This is a genomic window from Cupriavidus sp. IK-TO18 (assembly GCF_015549295.1).
Lineage (GTDB): Bacteria > Pseudomonadota > Gammaproteobacteria > Burkholderiales > Burkholderiaceae > Cupriavidus > Cupriavidus oxalaticus_A.
On the sequence record NZ_JADGMP010000012.1, the window covers coordinates 104,736 to 123,415 of the forward strand.

An 18,680-nucleotide genomic window follows, 5' to 3' on the forward strand; every position below is an offset into this window, starting at 1 on the left:
GCCCTCGGTGTTTTCCCTGACCTGCAATCGGACGATGTTCGTCCCGCCAGGCGCGGATCAAATGCGCGCATTCCCGCAGTGCAACCGAAGGAGAGCAACCGAGATGGATTTCACCGACAAGACCGTGCTGGTCACCGGCGGCGGCGCCGGCATCGGGCTCGCTACCGCGCAAGCCTTTCTGGACCAGGGCGCGCGCGTGGCGATCATCGAGATCGACGCGCAGCGCGCCGACCATGCCCACACGCTGCTGGGCAAGGCCGGCGCCGATGTGCTGGTGGTACAGGGAGACGCCGCCGACGCCGGCACCGTACGCGAACTGGCCGCGCAGCTCGAACAGCGGTTCGGGCGGCTCGACGTGCTGGTCAACAACGTCGGCGACTTCCTGCGCATCGCCAAGCCGTTCGAGCACTATGACGACGCCGAGATTGCCAGCCTCTACGCGGCCAACCTCGGCCACGTCTTCACCGTCACGCGCGCCATGCTGCCGCTGCTGCGGCGCAGTGAAGCCGGCAGCATCGTCAGCGTGTCGTCGATCGAGGCCTTCCGCGGCATTCCGTACTGCAGCGTCTACGGCGCCTTCAAGGCCGCCATCACCGGCTTCACGCAGAGCCTGGCGCTGGAGCTGGCGCCCGCGGGCATCCGCGTCAACCTGATCGCCCCCGAAACCACCGAAACGCCGCAGGTCCCCGTATCGCAGATGGTCGCCGCGGAGCACCAGCACCATATCCCGCGCTGGATCCCGCTGGGCCGCTTCGGCACGCCGCAGGACATCGCCGACGGCATCCTGTTCCTGGGCAGCCCGCGCGCCGCCTGGATCACCGGCACGGCGCTGCATGTCAACGGCGGCGCGCTGGCCGCCGCCGGCTGGTACCGCGATCCGCAGGGCGCGTGGACCAACATGCCGGTCATCGGCGGCAACGGCATGAACCTCTGATGGCGGCGCCACGCAGCCACACCACCCGGCCACACCATCCAACCAAGGAGACAAGCATGAAGATACTGATCGTCGGCGGCGCCGGCATGATCGGGGGCCACGCGGCCCTGCACCTGCGCAGCCGCGGGCACGAAGTCACCATCGCGGGCCGCAACCGACCCGCCCCCGGCACGCCGCTGGGCGGGCTGGACTTCCTGCGCTGCGACTACATCGCCAACGACCTGCCTGCGGCGCAGCTCGGTGCCTTCGATGCGCTGGTTTTCGCCGCCGGCAACGATGTGCGCCACGTCCCGCCTGGCGGCGACGAAGCGGCACACTGGGAACGCGCCAACGTCGAAGGCGTGCCGCGTTTTTTCCGCGCCGCGCGCGATGCCGGCATCCGGGTCGCGGTGCACGTCGGCAGCTTCTATCCGCAGGCGGCACCGCAACTGGCCGAAGACAACGCCTATATCCGCTCGCGCAAGCTGGCCGACGCAGGCGTGCGCGCACTGGCGACGGCTGCCTTCCGCGTCAGCAGCGTCAATGCCCCGTTCGTCGTGGGCACGGTGCCGGGCCTGACTGTTCCGATGTTCAAGGCCTATACCGACTACGCCAGGGGCGGCTTTGCGCCGATGCCGGACTTCGCGCCGCCGGGCGGCGTCAACTTCATCTCGGCCATGTCGCTGTCCGAAGCGATCGAAGGTGCCTTGCTGCGCGGCGAGAATGGCAAGGCCTACCTCGTGGGCGACGAGAACCTGACCTTCCAGGAATACTTCGGCGCATTCTTCCGCGATGCCGGCCGCCCGGTACCGCCGGTCATCGACCAGGAGCACCCGTTGCTGCCTGACTCGGCGATCTGCTTCGGCCGGGGCAACACGCTCTACTACGAGCCGGACGCGGCCGAGACTGTCCTGCTCGGCTATCGCCGCCGCGACATCCTGCGCACGGTGAGCGAAATCGTGGCGCAGTACAGCTAAAGGCGGCACCGCGGCGGCCCGCGCAGGCCGCCGCGGCGGGTCTTACAGCCCCGAGATCAGTTGCGCGTTGTCGATGCGCAGTTCCGCGCCATTGATGAAGCGCGATGCGTCCGAAGCCAGGAACAGCACCAGGTTGGCCACATCCTCCGGCTGGCACATGCGTGCCATCGGGTCCGTGCCGATGCCCAGCGCCACCGGGTCAAGATCCGGCACCAGCGCCTGCGTCATCGGTGTCCAGATGCCGTCGGGGTGGATCGAGTTGCAGCGGATGCGATAGCCGTTGCGCTTGCAGTGCACGGCCACGCTGCGCGCCAGCGCTGTCACGGCGCCTTTCGCGCCGCTGTACGCGCACATCATCGGCAAGCCGCCCAGCGCTGCCACGGACGACATCACGATGATGGAGCCGCCGGCCGGATTGCCTTTCATCGCCTGCACGCCGAACTTGCAGCCGAGGAAATACCCGTCGGCATTGACGCGCATGACCTGCCGCCAGCAGTCGAGCGAGGTTTCCTCGATCGATCCCGGCGGGCAGATGGCCGCATTGTTGACCAGCACATCGAGCCGCCCGAAGCGGTCCTGTGCCGCGGCCACGGCCTTGCGCCAGTCGTCTTCGCTGGCGATGTCGTGGCGTATAAACAATGCCGCATCGCCGATCTCGCGGGCGAGCGCCTGCCCGGCTTCCTCATTGACGTCGCTGAGCACCACGCGCGCGCCTTGCGCAGCCAGCAGCAGCGCGTCGGCGCGCCCTACCCCACTGGCCGCGCCGGTGACCAGCGCGACCTTGCCCTTGACCTGATCCATCTTCTCTCTCCTTGTGTGGTCCGCTTCACGCGGCGTCGGGAATCCTGCCGGCCAGCACCGCGTGCAGCGCGGCTTCGCCGTACACCGCCGCCACGGTTTCGTCGAGGATGGGATTGCCGCGCAACTCGCTGCCGCCATCGACGGCAATGCTCTGGCCGGTGACCCAGCCCGATTCCGGCCCAGCCAGGTAGCGCACCGCGCTGGCAATGTCGTCCGGTTCGCCGGCGCGGCCGAGCGGCATCTGCGCGACGAACTTGTCGAGCATGGCGGGGTTGTCGAACATCGGCCCGGTCGCGCCGGACCGGGTCAGGCCCGGGCGCACCGCATTGACGCGGATGCCGCAGCCGGCCAGTTCCTCGGCCGCCGCGCGCACGAAGGCTTCCAGGCCCGCCTTGGCGGCGCAGTACGCCGACAGCCAGCGGCAGGTCATGCGCGCCGCGTTCGACGAAATGCAGACGATCGCGCCGCCATGCGGCGCCATCAGCGGCGAGGCGTGACGGATCGCCAGGAAGGCGCTGGCGATATTCAGCTCCAGCTCCGCCATCAGTGACGCGGTGTCATGCATCAGCATGGGACGGAAGCCGCCGCCGCCGACCGTCGCCACGACGATATCGAGGCGGCGTTCCATCTCCCAGGCCTGCCGCAGCGCGGCCTGCACATCCGCCTCGCGGCATGCGTCGCCGACGTTGATTTCAACCGCGGCGCCGGCCACTTGCGCAAGCAGGTCGCGCCGTGCTGCTTCCAGCGCTTCGCGGCGCCGCCCCATCAGCACTACCGCCGCGCCGTCGCGCAGCAGCGCCAGCGCGCTGGCCGCACCGATGCCGCCCGCGCCGCCGGTAACGAGGGCGGTCTTCCCTTCCAGTACACGATTCGTCGTCATCATGCCCCCCGCAGCGGCAGGTCCTGCGTCCAGTCGACCACCAGCTCGCGCGCTGCGATGCGCCACCGGCCCTGCCATCGCTCGAAGCGGTCCTGGTAACGGATGCCCCAGTCCAGCTTGCGCTGCATGCCGTCCTGCTCATACAAGTGGTTGGCGACGCAATAGGTTTCGCCGGTGGCGGCATCGCCATCGAGCTCAACCAATTGCTGGTGCATGTGGTGCTGCGTGGCGCTGTACTTGCCGAGTGCCGACATGCCCTCGGCAATCGCTTGCGGTCCGTCCATGCAGAAGCCTGGCCCGGTGAGCCGCGCATCCGGGGTGAACAGATCCGCCAGGCGCGGGAAATCGCGCCGGTCCACCGCCTGCGCATAGCGGCAGGTCAGCGCGTGAATGGCTTGCTTGTGCTCCAGATCGGACATGGCCAGGCTCACTCCTTGGTTGTGACCGGCCGGGGCAGGATGCGCGACCGGTCGTTGGGATGGCGACTATCGTCAACCCTGCCGCGCAGCCGGCCATCGTCCGCGTGTAGTAACCGGTACGGATGCCGTTTAGTCCGAACGAAGGATGTAGCGGTGCCTCGCCCGCCCCAAGCTTTCGACGAGGACGGGCGGCCCCAACGGCGCCCGCATATCACTGATACAGGAGACAGAAATGAAGCAGACGGAACAGCCCATCGTCGCGGTCGTCACGGGCGGCTCTCGTGGTGCCGGCAAGGGCATTGCGCTGGCGCTCGGCGCTGCCGGTGCCACGGTGTACGTGACCGGGCGTACGGAGCAGGAAGGCAGCGCGCCGCTGCCCGGCACCATCCACGCCACGGCGCGCGAGATCGATGCGCTGGGCGGTCGCGGCATCGCGGTCGCCTGCGATCATCGCGACGATGCGCAGGTGGCGCAGCTGTTCGCGCGCGTGCGCGAGGAGATCGGGCGGATCGATATCCTCGTCAACAACGCCACCTTCCTGCATGACGAACTCATCATGCCCGGCCCCTTCTGGCAGAAGCCGCTGGAGATGACCGGGATTCTCGACGTTGGCCTGCGCTCGGGCTACGTGGCCAGCTGGCATGCGGCGCCGATGATGGCGGCGCGCGGGCGGGGGCTGATCGTGTTCACGTCGTCGTTTGGCGCCAACTGCTATATGCATGGCCCGGCGTATGGGGCGCAGAAGGCCGGCATCGACAAGTTTGCCCATGACATGGCGGTCGACTTGCGCCCGCACGGCGTGGCGGCGGTCTCGGTGTGGATGGGGCCGTTGCGCACCGCGCGCACGCAGCGCGTGTGGGAACAGCATCCCGACAAGTACGCATCGTTCGCCACCGTGGCGGAGACCCCTGAATTCACCGGGAAAGTCATTGCGGCGCTGTATCGCGATCCCGGGCTGATGGAGAAATCCGGCCAGGTGCTGATCGCGGCGGAGGCCGCGCTGGGGTATGGGATTGTCGATGCGCAGGGGGTGCAGCCGCCTTCGTACCGGGAGGTGCTGGGCGGTCCGCCGGCGGTGCATCCTGCGATCGTGGAGTAGGGCCTGGGCTAGCCAACGCCCCACGCATACGCTCCCCTCTCCCGCGCAGTGGGAGAGGGGAGCAAACAAGCGAGGTTTTAGCTGCCCTGCGACAGCAACGCCGTCGCAAACTCCGTCGACCGGATCAACCACACCCCATCGATCCGCACATACTCATCCGCATAGCGCCCGGTCAGGAACGTGCGCGAACCGTTGACGTCATCCAGCGCCAGATACGCCAGATCCCAGCTACCCTGCGCCGACGCCTCATCCAGCACCCGGATCTCCGACTGCCCGGCAAAATGCATCTCCCGCAGCGTAGGCCGGCAAGCCAGCTCCGCAAAACACTGCACCAGCGCATCACGCCCGGCAAAGCTGCCAATGCGGTCATAGTGGATATGCGCGTTTTCCGGCACGAAGCAGGCCCGCATGGCTTCCGGATCCTTGTCATCGCACGCCCGCAGGTAGCGCAGCTTAAGCGCCCGGATCGCATCCGCGGCTTCCAGCCGTGAAAGGCGGTCGGCAATGCCGGCAATCTCGGTCATATTCAATCTCCGTTGATCAGGCTTCACGCAGCTGATACTTCAGCACCTTGCCCGCCGCGCTCACCGGCAGCGATGTGACGAACAGCACCTCGCGCGGCACCTTGTAGTTGGCCATGTGCCTGCGCGCCCAGACGATCAGGGTCTCGGCATCCAGGCGTGCGCCATGGCGCAGCACCACGTAGGCGCGCCCCACTTCGCCCAGCCGCTCATGCGGCATGCCCACCACCGCGACCTGGGCCACCGCCGGGTGGGCCGTCAGCAGCTTCTCCACCTCCGCCGGATAGCAGTTGAAGCCGCCGACGATGAACATGTCCTTGATGCGGTCGGTAATGCGCAGGTAGCCCCGCGCATCGAGCGTGCCGACATCGCCGGTATGCAGCCAGCCGTCGGCGTCGATGGCTTCGGCGGTCGCCTCCGGCAAGCCAAAGTAGCCCTGCATCACGTTGTAGCCGCGCACCAGCACCTCGCCCGGCTCGCCGGTCGCGACCGGCCGCCCCTGCGCGTCGACGCAGCGCAGCTCGATCCCCGGCATGGCGCGGCCGGAGGTGCCGGCCACCGTTTCGGCATCGTCGCCGGCGCGGGTCAGCGTGGCAAAGCCGCACGATTCGGTCAGGCCATAGCCGGTGATCACGGTGTCAAAGCCCAGTTCCTCGCGCATGCGTTCGATCAGCACCGGCGCGATCGCCGAGGCGCCGGTCACCGCAACCCGCAGCGATGACAGGTCGAACTCGCGCAGCCGCGGCGCGTTGAGCAGCGTCTGGTAGAGCGTCGGCGGCCCCGGCAGCACCGTAATGCGCTCGTTCTCCACGCGCGTCATCACGGCTTCGGCATCGAACACCAGGTGCGGCAGCACCGTGGCCCCGCGCGACAAGGCGGCAAGCCATCCCGCCTTGTAGCCGAAGGTGTGGAAGAAGGGATTGACGATCAGGTAGCGGTCCCCGGCGCGCACGCCCGTGATCGCCGCCCAGCCGTCGATGGCGCGCAGGTTCTGTGCGTGCGCGGTCATCACGCCCTTGGGCCGCCCGGTGGTGCCCGAGGTGAACATGATGTCCATCGGCGTGTCGCCGCGCACGCCGGCCTCGCGCTGCGCGAACGCCGCCATGTCCACCTGCTGCGCCTGTGCAAGGAAGCCATCCCACGCCAGCTCGCCGTCGCCCAGCGCCCTGCCCTGCCCCGGCCGCAGGATCACCAGCCGCTCCAGCGTGGCGGGACGATGCGGCGCCAGCATCTGCGGATAGCTTTCGCCGAGGAAGTCGTCGACGCAGACCAGCAGCCGCGCGCCGCTGTCGGCCAGCACGGCGCCCGCTTCGGCGCCCTTCATGCGCGTATTGAGCGGCACCAGCGCGGCACCCACGCTGTGCGTGGCCAGCGCCGCGATGATCCATTCCGAGAAGTTCGGCGCCCAAACCGCAACGCGGTCGCCCGGCTGCACGCCGAGCGCCATCAGCGCGCGGCCCGCTTCGGTCCGGCAGGCATCCAGCGCGGCGTAGCTCAGGCGCAGCCCGTCCTCCTGGATGGCGATACGCTCGCCGTGGCGCAGCGCCGCGCGCCGCACCAGCTCGGGAATGGTGGCAGCGATATCCTCGTTGGCGGCGGCTTCCTGGGCGTCCTGGCCGGCCAGCACCGCAATGTCGTCGATGGTGTCAGATGGGGTCATGTCAATCCGGGAACTTCAGGTGGAGTTCGTCGCTCGCGGGGCGCGCCTGGCAGGCCAGCGTCCAGCCCGCGTCGAGGTCGGCGCGATCGAGCACGTGGTTTTCGCCGAGCGTCACGTCGCCCTGCGTCACCTGGCACATGCAGGCGCCGCACAGGCCCGCACGGCAGGAACTGGGGGCGGCGACGCCGGCGCGCTGCAGCGCATCCAGCACCGTCTCGTCGGGCGCGACATTGAGCTGGTGGGCTGCGCCGTCGAGCTGCACGGTCAGCGCCGCGCCGCGCATGGCGGCGGGCTCGTTCGGGACAGGCGCCGCCGGTGTCTTGGCCGCTGCCACATCCGGCAGGGACACGAAGCGCTCCACATGCAGCTTGCCGCGCGGCACGCCAAGCTGCTGCAGCGCCGCCTGCGCCGCGTCCATGAATGGACCAGGCCCGCAGACAAAGCACTCGGCCAGGCTCCACGGCCGCACCAGTTCCTCGACCTGGCGCTGCGTCGGCGGCCCCTGCACGCTGTCCAGCCAGTGGATCACGCGCAGCCGGCCGGGGTGGCTGTTCGCCAGCTCGCCGAGCGCCTCGCGGAAGATGACGGAGCGCTCGTCGCGGTTGGCATAGACCAGCGTCACCGCGCCGCGCCCCTGGCGCAGTGCGGCCTTCGCGATCGACAGCACCGGCGTGATGCCGCTGCCGCCGGCCAGCAGCAGGAAATCGCCATGCAGCGTGGGCGGGGTGAAGACGCCGGCCGGCGGCATCACCTCGACCGTATCGCCCGCGCCGAGGTGGTCGCAGATCCAGTTGGAGACGCGCCCGCTTTGCACCCGCTTGATCGTCACGCGCAAGGCGTGGTCGACCTCGGGTGTGCTCGACAGCGAATAGCAGCGCTGCAGCGGCACGCCGTCGACGGCCACGCGCAGCGTCAGGAACTGGCCGGGACGGTAGGCAAAGGCGTCGCGCAAGCCGTCAGGCAGCGCGAAGACCAGCGAATGCGCCTGCTCCGTTTCCGTGATGACTTCGGCGATCTGCAGCCGATGGAATTGCACTGGCGCCATGATTTCCTTCTCTCGCCGGGGGTGGCGTCAGGCCACGCCCATGATGGTCTGTGCGTTGTCGATGCGCAGTTCCGCGCCGTTGATGAAGCGCGATTCGTCCGACGCCAGGAACAGCACCAGGTTGGCGACGTCGCGCGGATGGCACATGCGCTGCATCGGCTCGGCGCCGCCCACCTCTTCCGGCAGGGCCGCCGCGCCGCCCGGCAGGAAGGCAGCGGTCATCGGCGTGAGGATGCCGTCGGGATGGATCGAGTTGCAGCGGATGCGGTAGCCGCTCTGCTTGCAATGGCCCGCGACGGCACGCGTCAGCGCCGCCACCGCGCCCTTGCTGGCGCTGTAGGCGCAGAACGCACCCATGCCGCCCAGTGCTGCCACCGACGACATGTTGACGATGCTGCCGCCGCCTGCCTTCATCGCGGCCACGCCGTACTTGCAGCCCAGGAAGTAGCCGTCGGCGTTGATGCGCATCACGCGCTGCCATTGCTCCAGCGTGGCATCCTCGACCGAGCCCAGCATCAGGATGGCGGCGTTGTTGACCAGCACGCCGGGCGCGCCGAAGCGCTGCTCGGTGCGCGCCATCACCTGCTGCCAGCCGGCTTCGCTGGCGATGTCGTGCGGCACGAACAGCGCGGTCTCGCCGATCTCGCGCGCCAGCGCGTGGCCCGCTTCCTCGTTCAGGTCGGTCAGCACCACGCGCGCGCCTTCGCGGGCCAGCAGCAGGGCGTCTTCCTTGCCGACGCCGCTGGCGGCCCCGGTGACGATCGCGATCTTGCCTTCAGTACGTCGGCTCATGGGTAATCTCCTCGTTGGTGTGTGCCTGCCGCTCGCCGGCGGGCTGTTGTGTCAGGTGGCGGCCGGCATTGCGCCCCGACCAGATGCAGTCGGCAAGCGACAGGCCGCTTACGTAATGGTTGGAGGCGATGCCCACCGCGGTCCGGCCGACGGCGTAGAGGCCCGAAATGGGGGCGCCGCCTGCGACGGCCAGTACACGGCCGCTCGGCTCTTCCACGGACAAGCCGCCGAGCGTGATCGCCGGACAGGGGAAGACGCGGGAGTTCGCCGAGATGTCGATGGCGAGCCATGGCCCGGCCTCCAGCGAGGCGCACATCGGCGCGGACTTGCCGGCCGGGTCGGGAATCTCTCCGCGGGCAGCGGCGCTGCAGGCGTCGACGGTAGCGCGCAGTGCGGCCGGCGGCATGCCCAGCTTGCCGGCCAGCGCCTCGATGCTGGACGCACGCCTGGCGCCGGCGAGCAACAGCATCGCCGCGGGCAAGGCCTGGAACGCCCACAGGCGGCCGCCCAGGCATTCACGCAGTGCGGCGCGCGCCAGCGCGCGGTCCAGGATCAGCCAGGCGCGCCCGCCATGCCGCTCGCAGATGGCGTGGCCCAGCGTGGCGCCATAGGTTTCCTCGTTGCCGATGCGCTCGCCCCGAGCGTCGACCACGCAACCGCGCGCCCAGTCGAACGGCGGATTGATAAAGCGCCAGGCCGACACGCGCTCCAGGTGTCGCGTGACCGCGCCCGCCGATTCGCCGAGCCGGATGCCGCTGCCGTCGCACCCGGTCGCGCCGAGGCGCCAGTTCTGCAGGTACTTGCCGGCATGGCGCGCCACCATGGCGCGGTTGAAGATAAAGCCGCCGGTGGCCAGCACGACGGCGCGGGTGCGCACTGCCACGGGCTGCGCATGGCGCAGCTCGAGCTGCAGCACGCGCTGGCGCAGCAGGTCGGCAACGCCCGGCACGGCGTTGTGCAGGCGCTCGGCCAGCCGCGCCAGGCGCGCGTGGCGCTTCTGGTGGCGTCCCGGCGGCACCTGCCACAGCTCGATGCCGATGACTGCGCCGTCCTTGTCGACGATCAGCCGGCGCGCCGCGGCCTGGCGCATGACCGTGATTTCCGCCCGGGCTTCCACGGCGCCGCGCAGCGCGCCGTACAGCGTGCGCCCGGACATGCCGGGGCCTTTCACGCGGTGCCCGCGCGGGGCCGGTGCGGCATGCTGCGCGTACGCCGGCACGGCTTCGTTGCCGGAGTAATAGAGGTAATACGGCTGCGCCGGGTACGACGTCTTGCGCGGCGGCACGGTGGCGGCAAAGCGCACGCCCACGTCTTCCAGCCAGGCCAGCATGTCGCGGCTGCGCTCGCAGAAGGACTGCAGCGTGCCTTCGCTGACGACGCCGCCGGTCTCCTGGCGCAGGTAATCCGCCATCGCCTGCGGCGTATCGGCATAGCCCGCTGCGGCCTGGTAGGACGTGCCGCCGCCGGCATACACCACGCCGCCACTCTTGGCGCTGGCGCCGCCGCCTTCGAAGCGCTCGGCGACGATCACGCGCGCCCCGCCGCGCGCCGCTTCCAGCGCCGCGCAGGCACCCGCGGCGCCGAAGCCCACTACCACGGCATCGCAGGCGGCCTGCCACGGATGCGCGTCCGGGTCATCGAGCCGCAGCGGTGCGTAGACCGGCGTGACGGAATCGGGATGCATGCTGGCGCCTCCGGGGCTCAGGCGGAACACAGCGCGCGCAGCGGCGCGGAGGTGGTATAGGCGCCGTCGACATAGACCAGCGGTGACACCTCGCCTGCCAGCCGCACCTCGCGCAGCCGGCCGATGAAGACAGCGTGGGTGCCATAGTCGAAGCGGCCGTCCTGCCGGCACACCAGGTTGGCCTGGGCATTGCGCAGGCACGGCACGCCGAGCAGGTCGTCCTCCCACTCGCCGCTGGTGAAGCGTTCCTCGCCCTTGAGGCGGCCGCTGCAATCGACCGCGATGTCCTGGTGGTCGGCGGCCAGCAGGTTGATGCAGAAATCGGTGCCGGCATCGAGCGGCGGATAGATCGACGAGTTGCGGTTGATGCAGATCAGCAGCGATGGCGGATCCGCCGACAGCGAATCGACCGCCGTCACCGACATCGAATAGCGGCGCTCGCCATCGCGGCAGCTGATGACCGCCACCGAGCGCGCCATGCGGCGCATCGCCTTCAGCATGTCGTCGCGCAGCGTCTGGCTGGATTCCGGATTGGCGCTCATAGGGCCTCCTGTACGGTTTGAGCGTGGGGCGCGGCGGCAGGCTGCCGCGCTTGCTGCGCGATCACGTCCGCAGCGATATAGCCGAAGGTCATCGCGGGCCCGAGCGTCGAGCCCGCGCCGGGATAGCTGGTGCCCATCATCGAGGCACTGGTATTGCCGATGGCGAACAGCCCGGCGATAGCGCTGCCGTCCTCCCGCAGCACGCGCGCGCTGGCGTCGGTCACCAGTCCGCCCTTGGTGCCGATATCGCCGGCATCGAGCCGCACGGCGTAGAACGGCGCCTTGCCGATCGGCGCCAGGCACGGGTTGGGGCGCACCGCCGGGTCGCTGTAGTAGGTATCGAACAGGTTGTCGCCCTTGCCGAATTCCTCGTCCACGCCGGTGGCGGCGTAGCGGTTCATGCGGGCGACGCTGCCGGCGAGCCCGTCGGCGTCCACGCCGATCCGCTGCGCCAGCTGCGCCAGCGTGTCGGCGCGCAACAGGATGCCGGACAGGCCGGCCGGAATGCTGCGGTCCGGCATCACCGAGGCAGGCAGGATCGGCCCGCACGGGTACTTGTGGCGGAAGGTGGCGTCGAACACCATCCACGCCGGCACGCTGCAGCCGGTCTTGTCGTGGTCGCGGTACATGGCCGGCACGAACTCGGAATACGGCGCGGCCTCGTTGACGAAGCGGCGGCCCTGCCCGTTCACCACCAGGCAGCCCGGCATGGCGCGCTCGATAAAGAGCGCGCGCTGCTTTTCCTCGCCCTGCACCTGCACAGTCGGCGCGCCCCACACATGCGACATCAGGGCGACGCCGGCGCCGGCGGCCTGCCCCGCGCGGATCGCGTCGCCGGTGTTGTTGGGCGGCGTCGCGCTCCAGCCGGCCTGCGTCGGCTGCGGCAGGTATTGCTCGCGCATGGCCTGGCTGCGCTCGAAGCCGCCGGCGGCCAGGATCACGCCATGCAGCGCGCGGATTTCCACCACCTGCCCGTCCTGCACGGCGCGCACACCGCGGACCGCGCCGTCTTCGACGACCAGGTCTTGCAGCGCGGTGTCGAGCCACAGCGGGATCGCGCGGTCCATCATTGCCCGCCGCAGGCCGCCGGCCAGGCTGTTGCCGAGCGTAAGGCGGCGGTCGCGCCGGGTCTTGCGGCGCCAGCCGAAGTCGAGCCAGTAGCGGGCGAACTGGCGCACCGCCAGTCCGAACCAGCCGGGCGAGCGGCACAGCAGCGCGTGCGCCTCGCCGGAGGTCACGGCCACGCGGCCGCCCACCAGCGTGCCGGGTGACGGCGGACGCAGCCGGTCGAACTCCTCACGCAGGCGCGCACCGTCGAACGGCATCGGGTCGAGCGCGCGGTAGCCGGGCATCGCGCCGGGCAGCTTCTGGAAGTAGTCGGCGTAGCGCGGCAGCGTGTAGTAACGCACACCGGTCTGCTGCTCCAGGTATTGCAGCATGCGCGGCGCCTGCTCCAGGTAGGCGCGGATCCGCCGCGGGTCGCCGTCGTCGCCGGTGCAGGCGAGTATGTACTCGAGCGCCTTGGCGTAGTCGTCCTGCCCGCCCGCCGGCGCGATATGGTGGTTGAGCGGGATCCAGATGCCGCCGCCGGACACCGCCGAGGTGCCGCCGTACTGGCTGCTCTTCTCCAGCACCACCACCGACAGCCCGCGGTCGGCGGCCCGGCAGGCGGCCAGCATGCCGCCGGCGCCCGAGCCGACCACCACCACGTCAAACTCCCTGGCCTGCAGGCGCGCTGTGTTCTGGGTCATGATGGGTTCCCTTGCCGGTGCGCGGCTTCAGATGAAGAAGTCGGTGTTGGCGCGGCCCATCATCACGCCGCCCAGGTTCTGGCCGAAGCGGTCCAGGTTGTTGGCGTAGTGGGCGCGTGCCGCGTGCAGGTCGAGGAAGCGGCGCACCATCGGGTTGGTGCGGTAGATGCCGTTGCCGCCGGCATAGCGCAGCAGGCTGTTGGCGAGCTGCGCGCAGCGCTCGGCCACCTGCGACGACTGGTAGCGGAAATGCAGCCGTCGCGGCGTCTGCACCTGGCCGCCTTCACGCGCTACGGCCAGCAGCTCGTCGAAATTGCGTTCGAGGACGGTGCGCATTTCGTCGACGGCCACCTGGGCATTGGCGCAGGCCAGTTGCGCACCGCCGTCCTCGGCGGTCTTGCTGCCGCCGTTGCTGCTGACGCGGCCGTCGGCGTAGGCGACGAAATCGTCAAGGGTGCCTTCCAGCGCGCCGATGCACGCGGTGCACACGGCACGCACGAAGATCTGCGCGAACGGCAGGCGATATAGCGGCACGTCGTTGACGGCAAGGCCCGGGCTGGTGCCCATGGCGCCATCGACGGCGCGATGGGTGCGGTAGTCGGGGACGAACACGTCATCGACGACGATATCGTGGCTGCCGGTGGCGCGCAGTCCCAGCACATCCCAGTTGCGCACGATCTTGTAGTCGGTGCGCGGCAGCAGGAAGGTGCGGTAATCGTAGGCACCGCCCGGTTCGGACGGCGGCACCAGGCCCCCGAGGAAGATCCAGTCGCACAGTTCGCTGCCGCTGGAGAACTTCCAGTGGCCTGAGAAACGGTAGCCGCCTTCGACCGGGGTGACCTTGCCGACCGGCATGTAGGTCGAGGCGATCAGCGTGGTGGGATCGTTGCCCCAGACCTCTTGCTGCGCGCGTTCGTCGAACAGGGCGAGCTGCCAGTTGTGCACGCCGACCACGCCGTAGACCCAGGCGGTGGACATGCAGCCTTTGGCCAGCGCCATCTGGATGCGGAAGAAGGTCTGCGGGTCGAGTTCATAGCCACCGTAGCGGCGCGGCTGCAGCACCTTGAAGAAGCCGGCGGCCTGCATCTCGGCGATAGTTTCGGCGGGGATACGCGCTTCGGACTCTGCCTGCGCGGCGCGCTGCGCCAGCACGGGGATCATCTGCTCGGCGCGCGCGATCAGGCGTGCGGCCAGTTCCTTGGGGTTGTTGTCGTGATGCACCGCGGTCTCCTTTTCGCTTTGTCTTGTGGCTGGCGTTGATGTTTGCATCGGGCGGGCGGGGCGCCATCGTCTGATGGGACTAGCTGTTTCCTGCGGCACTTCGTGGATGCGCCGGCCCTCTCCCCCGGCCCCCCTCTCCCGCTCGCGGGAGAGGGGAGCAAACCATCGATCAGCAAACGTTCACGCCACCGCGCTCAGCTTGCGGCCCTGCTTGCGGAAATGCGGGATCACGTGCTCGCCGATATTGCGGATGGTCTCCATCTGCGCCCACTGCGGCACCGTGCCCATCTGGCAGATAAACAGGATCTCGTCGGCGCCGGCATCGATCAGCCGCTGCACGTAGCCGATGCAATCCTCCACCGTGCCGTAGGCATGGTTCGGGTTCAGCATCATCATCGAGGGGTCGCTGAAGTCGACCGAGACCTTCTCGGAAGCGAACCTGGTATTGATGACGGCCTTGCCCTGCGCGTCGGTGGCGGTGACATGCTCGTCGTCCCACGCGGACGGATCCGGGCGCTCGCCGCCGGCATACCAGTACGACAGCGACTCCATGAAATAGCGCTGGCCCTTGATGCCGATCTTGCGCGCAGCCAGGCCGTCTTCCAGCACGATGGTCGGGCACAGCGCCGCCAGGTGCTGGTGCGGGCGGAAGCCCACCTGGTCCTCGGCCTTGCGGCTTTCCCACGCGGCGCGATAGATCTCGTTCTTCTTCGCCACATCCTCGGGGCCGCCAAAGCCGAGCACCAGCGCGCCCATGCCGCGCGCGCCGGCGCGCTGCAGCGTATCGGCATTAGTGCAGGCCAGGTACATCAGCGGATGCGGGTCCTGGCGCGGCTTGGGGTGGATCGGGCGGCGCGGGATCTTGATGAACTCGCCATCGTGCTCGATCTCGTCCTGCGTCATGATCCTCGGGATCAGGTACATCGACTCGTCGATCATCGGGTGCAGGCTGTTCAGGTCGTAGCCGAACGTGCCCGCCTCCTGCTGCGTGCCGCCCTTGCCCACGCCGAAGTGCACGCGGCCGCCGGACAGGATGTCGAGCGTGGCGATGCGCTCGGCCACCTTGACCGGGTGGTTCATCGCCGGCGGCAGGCACACCACGCCGTGGCCGATGCCGATGCGCTGCGTGCGCCCGGCGACAAAGGCGAGGAAAGTCTCCGGCGCGCTCATGTGCGCGTAGTTGGTCAGCGCGGTGTGCTCGACCGCCCAGACCACGTCGAAGCCCATGTCCTCGGCCAGCACCACCTGTTCCATGATTTCATCGAACACCCTGTGGTCGCCGGCGCGCGAGGCATCGACGGTCTGTGCTTCATAGATCAGCGAAAAACGCATTGCAGTCCCCTTCCCTGGCATTGATGGTTCAGGACCGCTGCCGGGACGCCGCCGGTTGCCGCGCCTCGGGCCGGAAGCGGCCTGTGTGCTTGCAGTGTGGGCGGCGCAAGGCGTTGCAACATCGTCTGATTGGATTATGAGCAGTGCCTGGCCCATCCCTATCATGATTCGCGGGCAACGATGCCCGCTTTTGACCTTCGAAAGGACCAGGACACATGCAAGCCAGACTGCTGCTTTACCCCGTCACGGACATCGACACCGCGCTGCCGTTCTTCACGCAAGGACTCGGACTCGCCGTGAAATTTCGCGACGGCGACCGCTATTGCGCGCTGGACGCGGGCGCGCTGACGCTGGCGCTGGTGGCCGGTGAAGAACGGCTGGTCGACCAGCCCGCGCTCGCGTTCAAGGTGGATGAGGGGAAAGACTTTGCCGCGGCGATTGCGCGGCTGGTGGGTGCGGGAGCCAGCGTGACGCTGCCCGCGGCGCAGGGCCCGCATGAGACCCGCGCGGTACTGCAGACCCCGCAGGGCTTTGCGCTGGTGCTCAGCGCAAAGCCCTGACGCTTACATCAGCCCAGCGAAATCACGCTGCTCAGCAGCATGCGCACCAGCGTGGCCTGCCGGGTCACGCCGGTCTTGGAGAAGATCGCGCGCAGGTGCGCGCGGGCCGTATTCTTGCTGATGCCGAGCTCGTCCGCAGCTTCGTCGAGCGTGAGCCCGTTGGCCAGCTGCAGCGCCAGTTGCGTTTCCGCCGGCGTGAAGTCGAACAGCTGGCGCACCACATCGTGCGAGGCCTGCGAGCGCCGCTCCGGATCGCGGATGAAGACCACGCAGGCCGGGCGCTTGCGGTTGTCCTCCGACCACTCGCTGAGCGGGATGGTGCGGATCAGCACGCCCAGCCTGGCGCTGCCGGACGGACGCGTGATCGACATCGCCTCCATCACCGCCGGCGCGGTGCCCAGGTGCCCCATCATTGCCTGGCGCAGCAGGCGCTGGAACTTGCGGTTCTCCTGGCCGTACTCGACGTCCAGCCCGCCCTTGGCAATCCGGATGCCGTCCTTGGCGCCCAGGATCTCGTCGGCCGCGGCGTTGGTCTTGATGATGGCGCCGGTCTCGTCCAGGATCACCATGCCGACCAGCATGCGGTCGATGGCGCTGGCATAGACGGTGCGCTCCGACTCCACCACGTCGAGGCGCGAATGCAGGTCCACCGCGCGCTTCAGGTGCGGCAGCAGCGCGGTGCACAGCGCCTTGTCCGCGGCCGAGAAATCGCGGCCCTCATGCTTGCGGCAGACACGGAAGCGGCATTCGACGCCGTCGTCGGTACGCAGGTCCGCGCCCAGGATGTAGCGGATGCCGACGTCCTTGAGGAACTGCAGGTAGATCTCGCTCTGGCACCAGACGCCCGGCCCTAGATGCTCGTCGATGGTCACCACCCGGTCCGACGGCAGGCCGATGAAGGGATCGAGCGCGTAGTAGTAGTTGTTGTACGAGGTCTCCCCCGGCAGGGTCGAACCGCCATGCTCCGAGGCATTGATCATGAGCCCGCGCCGGTCCGTGGCCGGCGAACGCAGGATCAGCGTGACGTAGTTGGCGTCGAGCTGCCTGCGGATCTGCTCCAGCGCCTTGCCCCATGGCACCTGCTCCATCGGTCCCTGGTAGATATTGCCCAGCAACGCGCTGAAGTCAGACAGCGACACCGTCGTCTGCGCGAACAGGTGCGCGGCTGCCTGATTGTGGCTCGCCTCCATCAGCATTTCCTCTGTCTCCATTGTGGCGTGCGCAGCGCACCGGACGTGCCGGTCGGCTGGCCTTCCTGTGCGGGCTCTGTGGCCCTTTTTTTGTGCCCCGATTATAGGGACGGCGCAGGGGTCGCGGCTTGCCCCCTGCCTTCATGGTTTGCCCTAGTCCACGCCGGCATGGCACGCATGCCGGACTAGTCCCGAGGGACAGGCCAATCCTCACGCGCCGGCGGCGCAAACACATACTCCAAACAGACTAAGGACCAACCCATGGCCGTCCGGCCGCGGGCAAACCCCTAGGCGTCATTGGGATGCCATGTGACGCCATGTGAATCCGCATGACGCCAGGTGGCGCCGCCCCACCCAAACAGACGATGCCGCGCCGCCGCGGCGCCGCTACAAGTCGTGCATGGGCGGCAATCCCCGCCTTTTTCCACGTCTTTTTCCTAGGGAGAACCATCACCATGGCGGCAAACCCGCGGCAGCAGGCCGCAGTGATTACCGGTGCGGGCAGCGGCATCGGCCGCGCCCTGGCGCATGCATTGGCGGCGCAGGGCTATGCGCTGGCACTGGCGGACATCGACGCCGACGCGCTCGAAGCGACGCGCGCGGCGCTTGCCGGCCAGGGCGCCATCGCGATCGCGGTCCCGACCGACGTGTCCGACTTGCGGCAGATGGAGCACCTGTGCGCTGAAGCCTTCCTGCGCCTGGGCCGTGTCGACCTGCTGGTCAACAACGCCGGGGTGCTGGCCACGGGCCGCTGCTGGGAGCTGGCGCCGGAGGTCTTCGAGCGCGTGCTGCGCATCAACCTGTGGAGCGTGCTGTACGCACTGCGCTGCTTCGTGCCGCGCATGGCGGCGCAGGGTTCGGGCCATATCGTCAACGTGGCGTCGATGGCCGGGCTCGCGGTCGGCCCCTGGCTGGCGCCCTACACGCTGTCCAAGCAGGGCGTGGTAGCGCTCAGCGAAGGACTGGCGCTGGAGCTGCAGGCGGCCGGCCTGCCGATCCGGGTGTCGGTGGTCTGCCCCGGCCCGGTCGCCACCGGCATTGCCGCGGGCCTGGACGGCGCCGGGCCGCAGGAGGTGAACCAGATGAACGGCGCGCTGCGCAGCGGCATTGCCGCCGGCATGACGCCGGACGAGGTCGCGCGCGTGATCCTCGACGGCGTGTCGGCCGGCCGCTTCTGGATCCTGCCGCACGAGCAGGCGGCGCACGCCGCGCTGGCGCGCGCGCAAGGCATTGCCGCCGGCAGCCAGCCGGCCTTCGCGCTCTGAGATCGCGCTCCGAACTTGAATCCTCAAC

The 18,680-nt window shown here is 69.1% G+C and carries 18 protein-coding genes; 5 read left to right on the plus strand and 13 right to left on the minus strand.

All coding sequences use genetic code 11. From position 1 onward, the window contains the following. The first annotated feature begins 103 nt into the window (after positions 1 to 103). Positions 104 to 934, plus strand: coding sequence for an SDR family NAD(P)-dependent oxidoreductase (locus IPF36_RS10495; protein WP_195427939.1), 831 nt, complete (start codon positions 104 to 106; stop codon positions 932 to 934). Positions 935 to 990: 56 nt separating this feature from the next. Further along, the gene (locus IPF36_RS10500) at positions 991 to 1,890 is read left to right on the plus strand and encodes an NAD(P)-dependent oxidoreductase (protein WP_135703607.1); all 900 of its coding nucleotides are present in this window, start codon (positions 991 to 993) and stop codon (positions 1,888 to 1,890) included. A gap of 42 nt (positions 1,891 to 1,932) precedes the next feature. Here IPF36_RS10500 and IPF36_RS10505 read toward each other — a convergent pair whose 3' ends face one another. Genes IPF36_RS10505 through IPF36_RS10515 form a run of 3 tightly spaced genes read right to left on the minus strand, consistent with a single transcriptional unit; the run spans position 1,933 to position 3,990 of the window. Beyond that, positions 1,933 to 2,691, minus strand: coding sequence for an SDR family oxidoreductase (locus tag IPF36_RS10505; RefSeq protein ID WP_133094840.1), 759 nt, complete (start codon positions 2,689 to 2,691; stop codon positions 1,933 to 1,935). A 25-nt stretch (positions 2,692 to 2,716) separates the two neighbouring features. Continuing rightward, on the minus strand, positions 2,717 to 3,574 hold the full coding sequence (locus tag IPF36_RS10510; RefSeq protein WP_195427940.1) for an SDR family NAD(P)-dependent oxidoreductase: 858 nt from the start codon (positions 3,572 to 3,574) through the stop codon (positions 2,717 to 2,719). Beyond that, entirely contained in the window at positions 3,571 to 3,990 is a 420-nt protein-coding gene (locus IPF36_RS10515) for a nuclear transport factor 2 family protein (protein WP_135703605.1), read from the minus strand. Before IPF36_RS10515 ends, IPF36_RS10510 begins: the two co-directional genes overlap by 4 nt. Before the next feature lie 232 nt (positions 3,991 to 4,222). On the opposite strand from IPF36_RS10515, the gene IPF36_RS10520 reads away from it, so the two are divergent. Beyond that, positions 4,223 to 5,089: an SDR family NAD(P)-dependent oxidoreductase gene (locus IPF36_RS10520; protein WP_195427941.1), complete on the plus strand. Its 867-nt coding sequence runs from the start codon at positions 4,223 to 4,225 to the stop codon at positions 5,087 to 5,089. Between the two features lie 77 nt (positions 5,090 to 5,166). Here IPF36_RS10520 and IPF36_RS10525 read toward each other — a convergent pair whose 3' ends face one another. The 9 genes from IPF36_RS10525 to IPF36_RS10565 all read right to left on the minus strand — a co-directional run bounded on the left by IPF36_RS10525 (position 5,167) and on the right by IPF36_RS10565 (position 15,637). Next, positions 5,167 to 5,613, minus strand: coding sequence for a nuclear transport factor 2 family protein (locus tag IPF36_RS10525; RefSeq protein ID WP_195427942.1), 447 nt, complete (start codon positions 5,611 to 5,613; stop codon positions 5,167 to 5,169). 16 nt (positions 5,614 to 5,629) lie between these two features. Then, complete coding sequence (locus IPF36_RS10530) at positions 5,630 to 7,270, minus strand: FadD3 family acyl-CoA ligase (protein ID WP_195427943.1); 1,641 nt, start codon at positions 7,268 to 7,270, stop codon at positions 5,630 to 5,632. Position 7,271: 1 nt separating this feature from the next. Further along, positions 7,272 to 8,315 carry a ferredoxin--NADP reductase gene (locus tag IPF36_RS10535; protein WP_135703601.1) on the minus strand — a complete coding sequence of 348 codons (1,044 nt, stop codon included), beginning with the start codon at positions 8,313 to 8,315 and terminating at the stop codon, positions 7,272 to 7,274. Between the two features lie 27 nt (positions 8,316 to 8,342). Continuing rightward, positions 8,343 to 9,107 (minus strand): SDR family oxidoreductase, encoded by a 765-nt coding sequence (locus IPF36_RS10540; RefSeq protein ID WP_133094833.1) that lies wholly within the window; start codon positions 9,105 to 9,107, stop codon positions 8,343 to 8,345. Continuing rightward, positions 9,091 to 10,791 carry an FAD-binding protein gene (locus tag IPF36_RS10545; protein ID WP_195427944.1) on the minus strand — a complete coding sequence of 567 codons (1,701 nt, stop codon included), beginning with the start codon at positions 10,789 to 10,791 and terminating at the stop codon, positions 9,091 to 9,093. The genes IPF36_RS10540 and IPF36_RS10545 overlap by 17 nt, the downstream gene beginning before the upstream one ends. 17 nt (positions 10,792 to 10,808) lie before the next feature. Further along, positions 10,809 to 11,333 carry a flavin reductase family protein gene (locus tag IPF36_RS10550; RefSeq protein ID WP_135703599.1) on the minus strand — a complete coding sequence of 175 codons (525 nt, stop codon included), beginning with the start codon at positions 11,331 to 11,333 and terminating at the stop codon, positions 10,809 to 10,811. Continuing rightward, positions 11,330 to 13,084 (minus strand): FAD-dependent oxidoreductase, encoded by a 1,755-nt coding sequence (locus tag IPF36_RS10555; protein ID WP_195427945.1) that lies wholly within the window; start codon positions 13,082 to 13,084, stop codon positions 11,330 to 11,332. Before IPF36_RS10555 ends, IPF36_RS10550 begins: the two co-directional genes overlap by 4 nt. A 27-nt stretch (positions 13,085 to 13,111) precedes the next feature. Continuing rightward, on the minus strand, positions 13,112 to 14,305 hold the full coding sequence (locus IPF36_RS10560) for a flavin-dependent monooxygenase (protein ID WP_133094829.1): 1,194 nt from the start codon (positions 14,303 to 14,305) through the stop codon (positions 13,112 to 13,114). 180 nt (positions 14,306 to 14,485) lie between these two features. Then, positions 14,486 to 15,637 carry an LLM class flavin-dependent oxidoreductase gene (locus tag IPF36_RS10565; protein ID WP_195427946.1) on the minus strand — a complete coding sequence of 384 codons (1,152 nt, stop codon included), beginning with the start codon at positions 15,635 to 15,637 and terminating at the stop codon, positions 14,486 to 14,488. A gap of 215 nt (positions 15,638 to 15,852) precedes the next feature. On the opposite strand from IPF36_RS10565, the gene IPF36_RS10570 reads away from it, so the two are divergent. Further along, complete coding sequence (locus IPF36_RS10570) at positions 15,853 to 16,197, plus strand: VOC family protein (protein WP_135703596.1); 345 nt, start codon at positions 15,853 to 15,855, stop codon at positions 16,195 to 16,197. 8 nt (positions 16,198 to 16,205) lie between these two features. Here the strand turns inward: IPF36_RS10570 and IPF36_RS10575 are convergent, their stop codons facing one another. Then, entirely contained in the window at positions 16,206 to 17,393 is a 1,188-nt protein-coding gene (locus IPF36_RS10575; protein WP_135704007.1) for a LuxR family transcriptional regulator, read from the minus strand. Between the two features lie 449 nt (positions 17,394 to 17,842). On the opposite strand from IPF36_RS10575, the gene IPF36_RS10580 reads away from it, so the two are divergent. Continuing rightward, complete coding sequence (locus tag IPF36_RS10580; RefSeq protein ID WP_133094825.1) at positions 17,843 to 18,652, plus strand: SDR family oxidoreductase; 810 nt, start codon at positions 17,843 to 17,845, stop codon at positions 18,650 to 18,652. Positions 18,653 to 18,680: the final 28 nt, after the last annotated feature.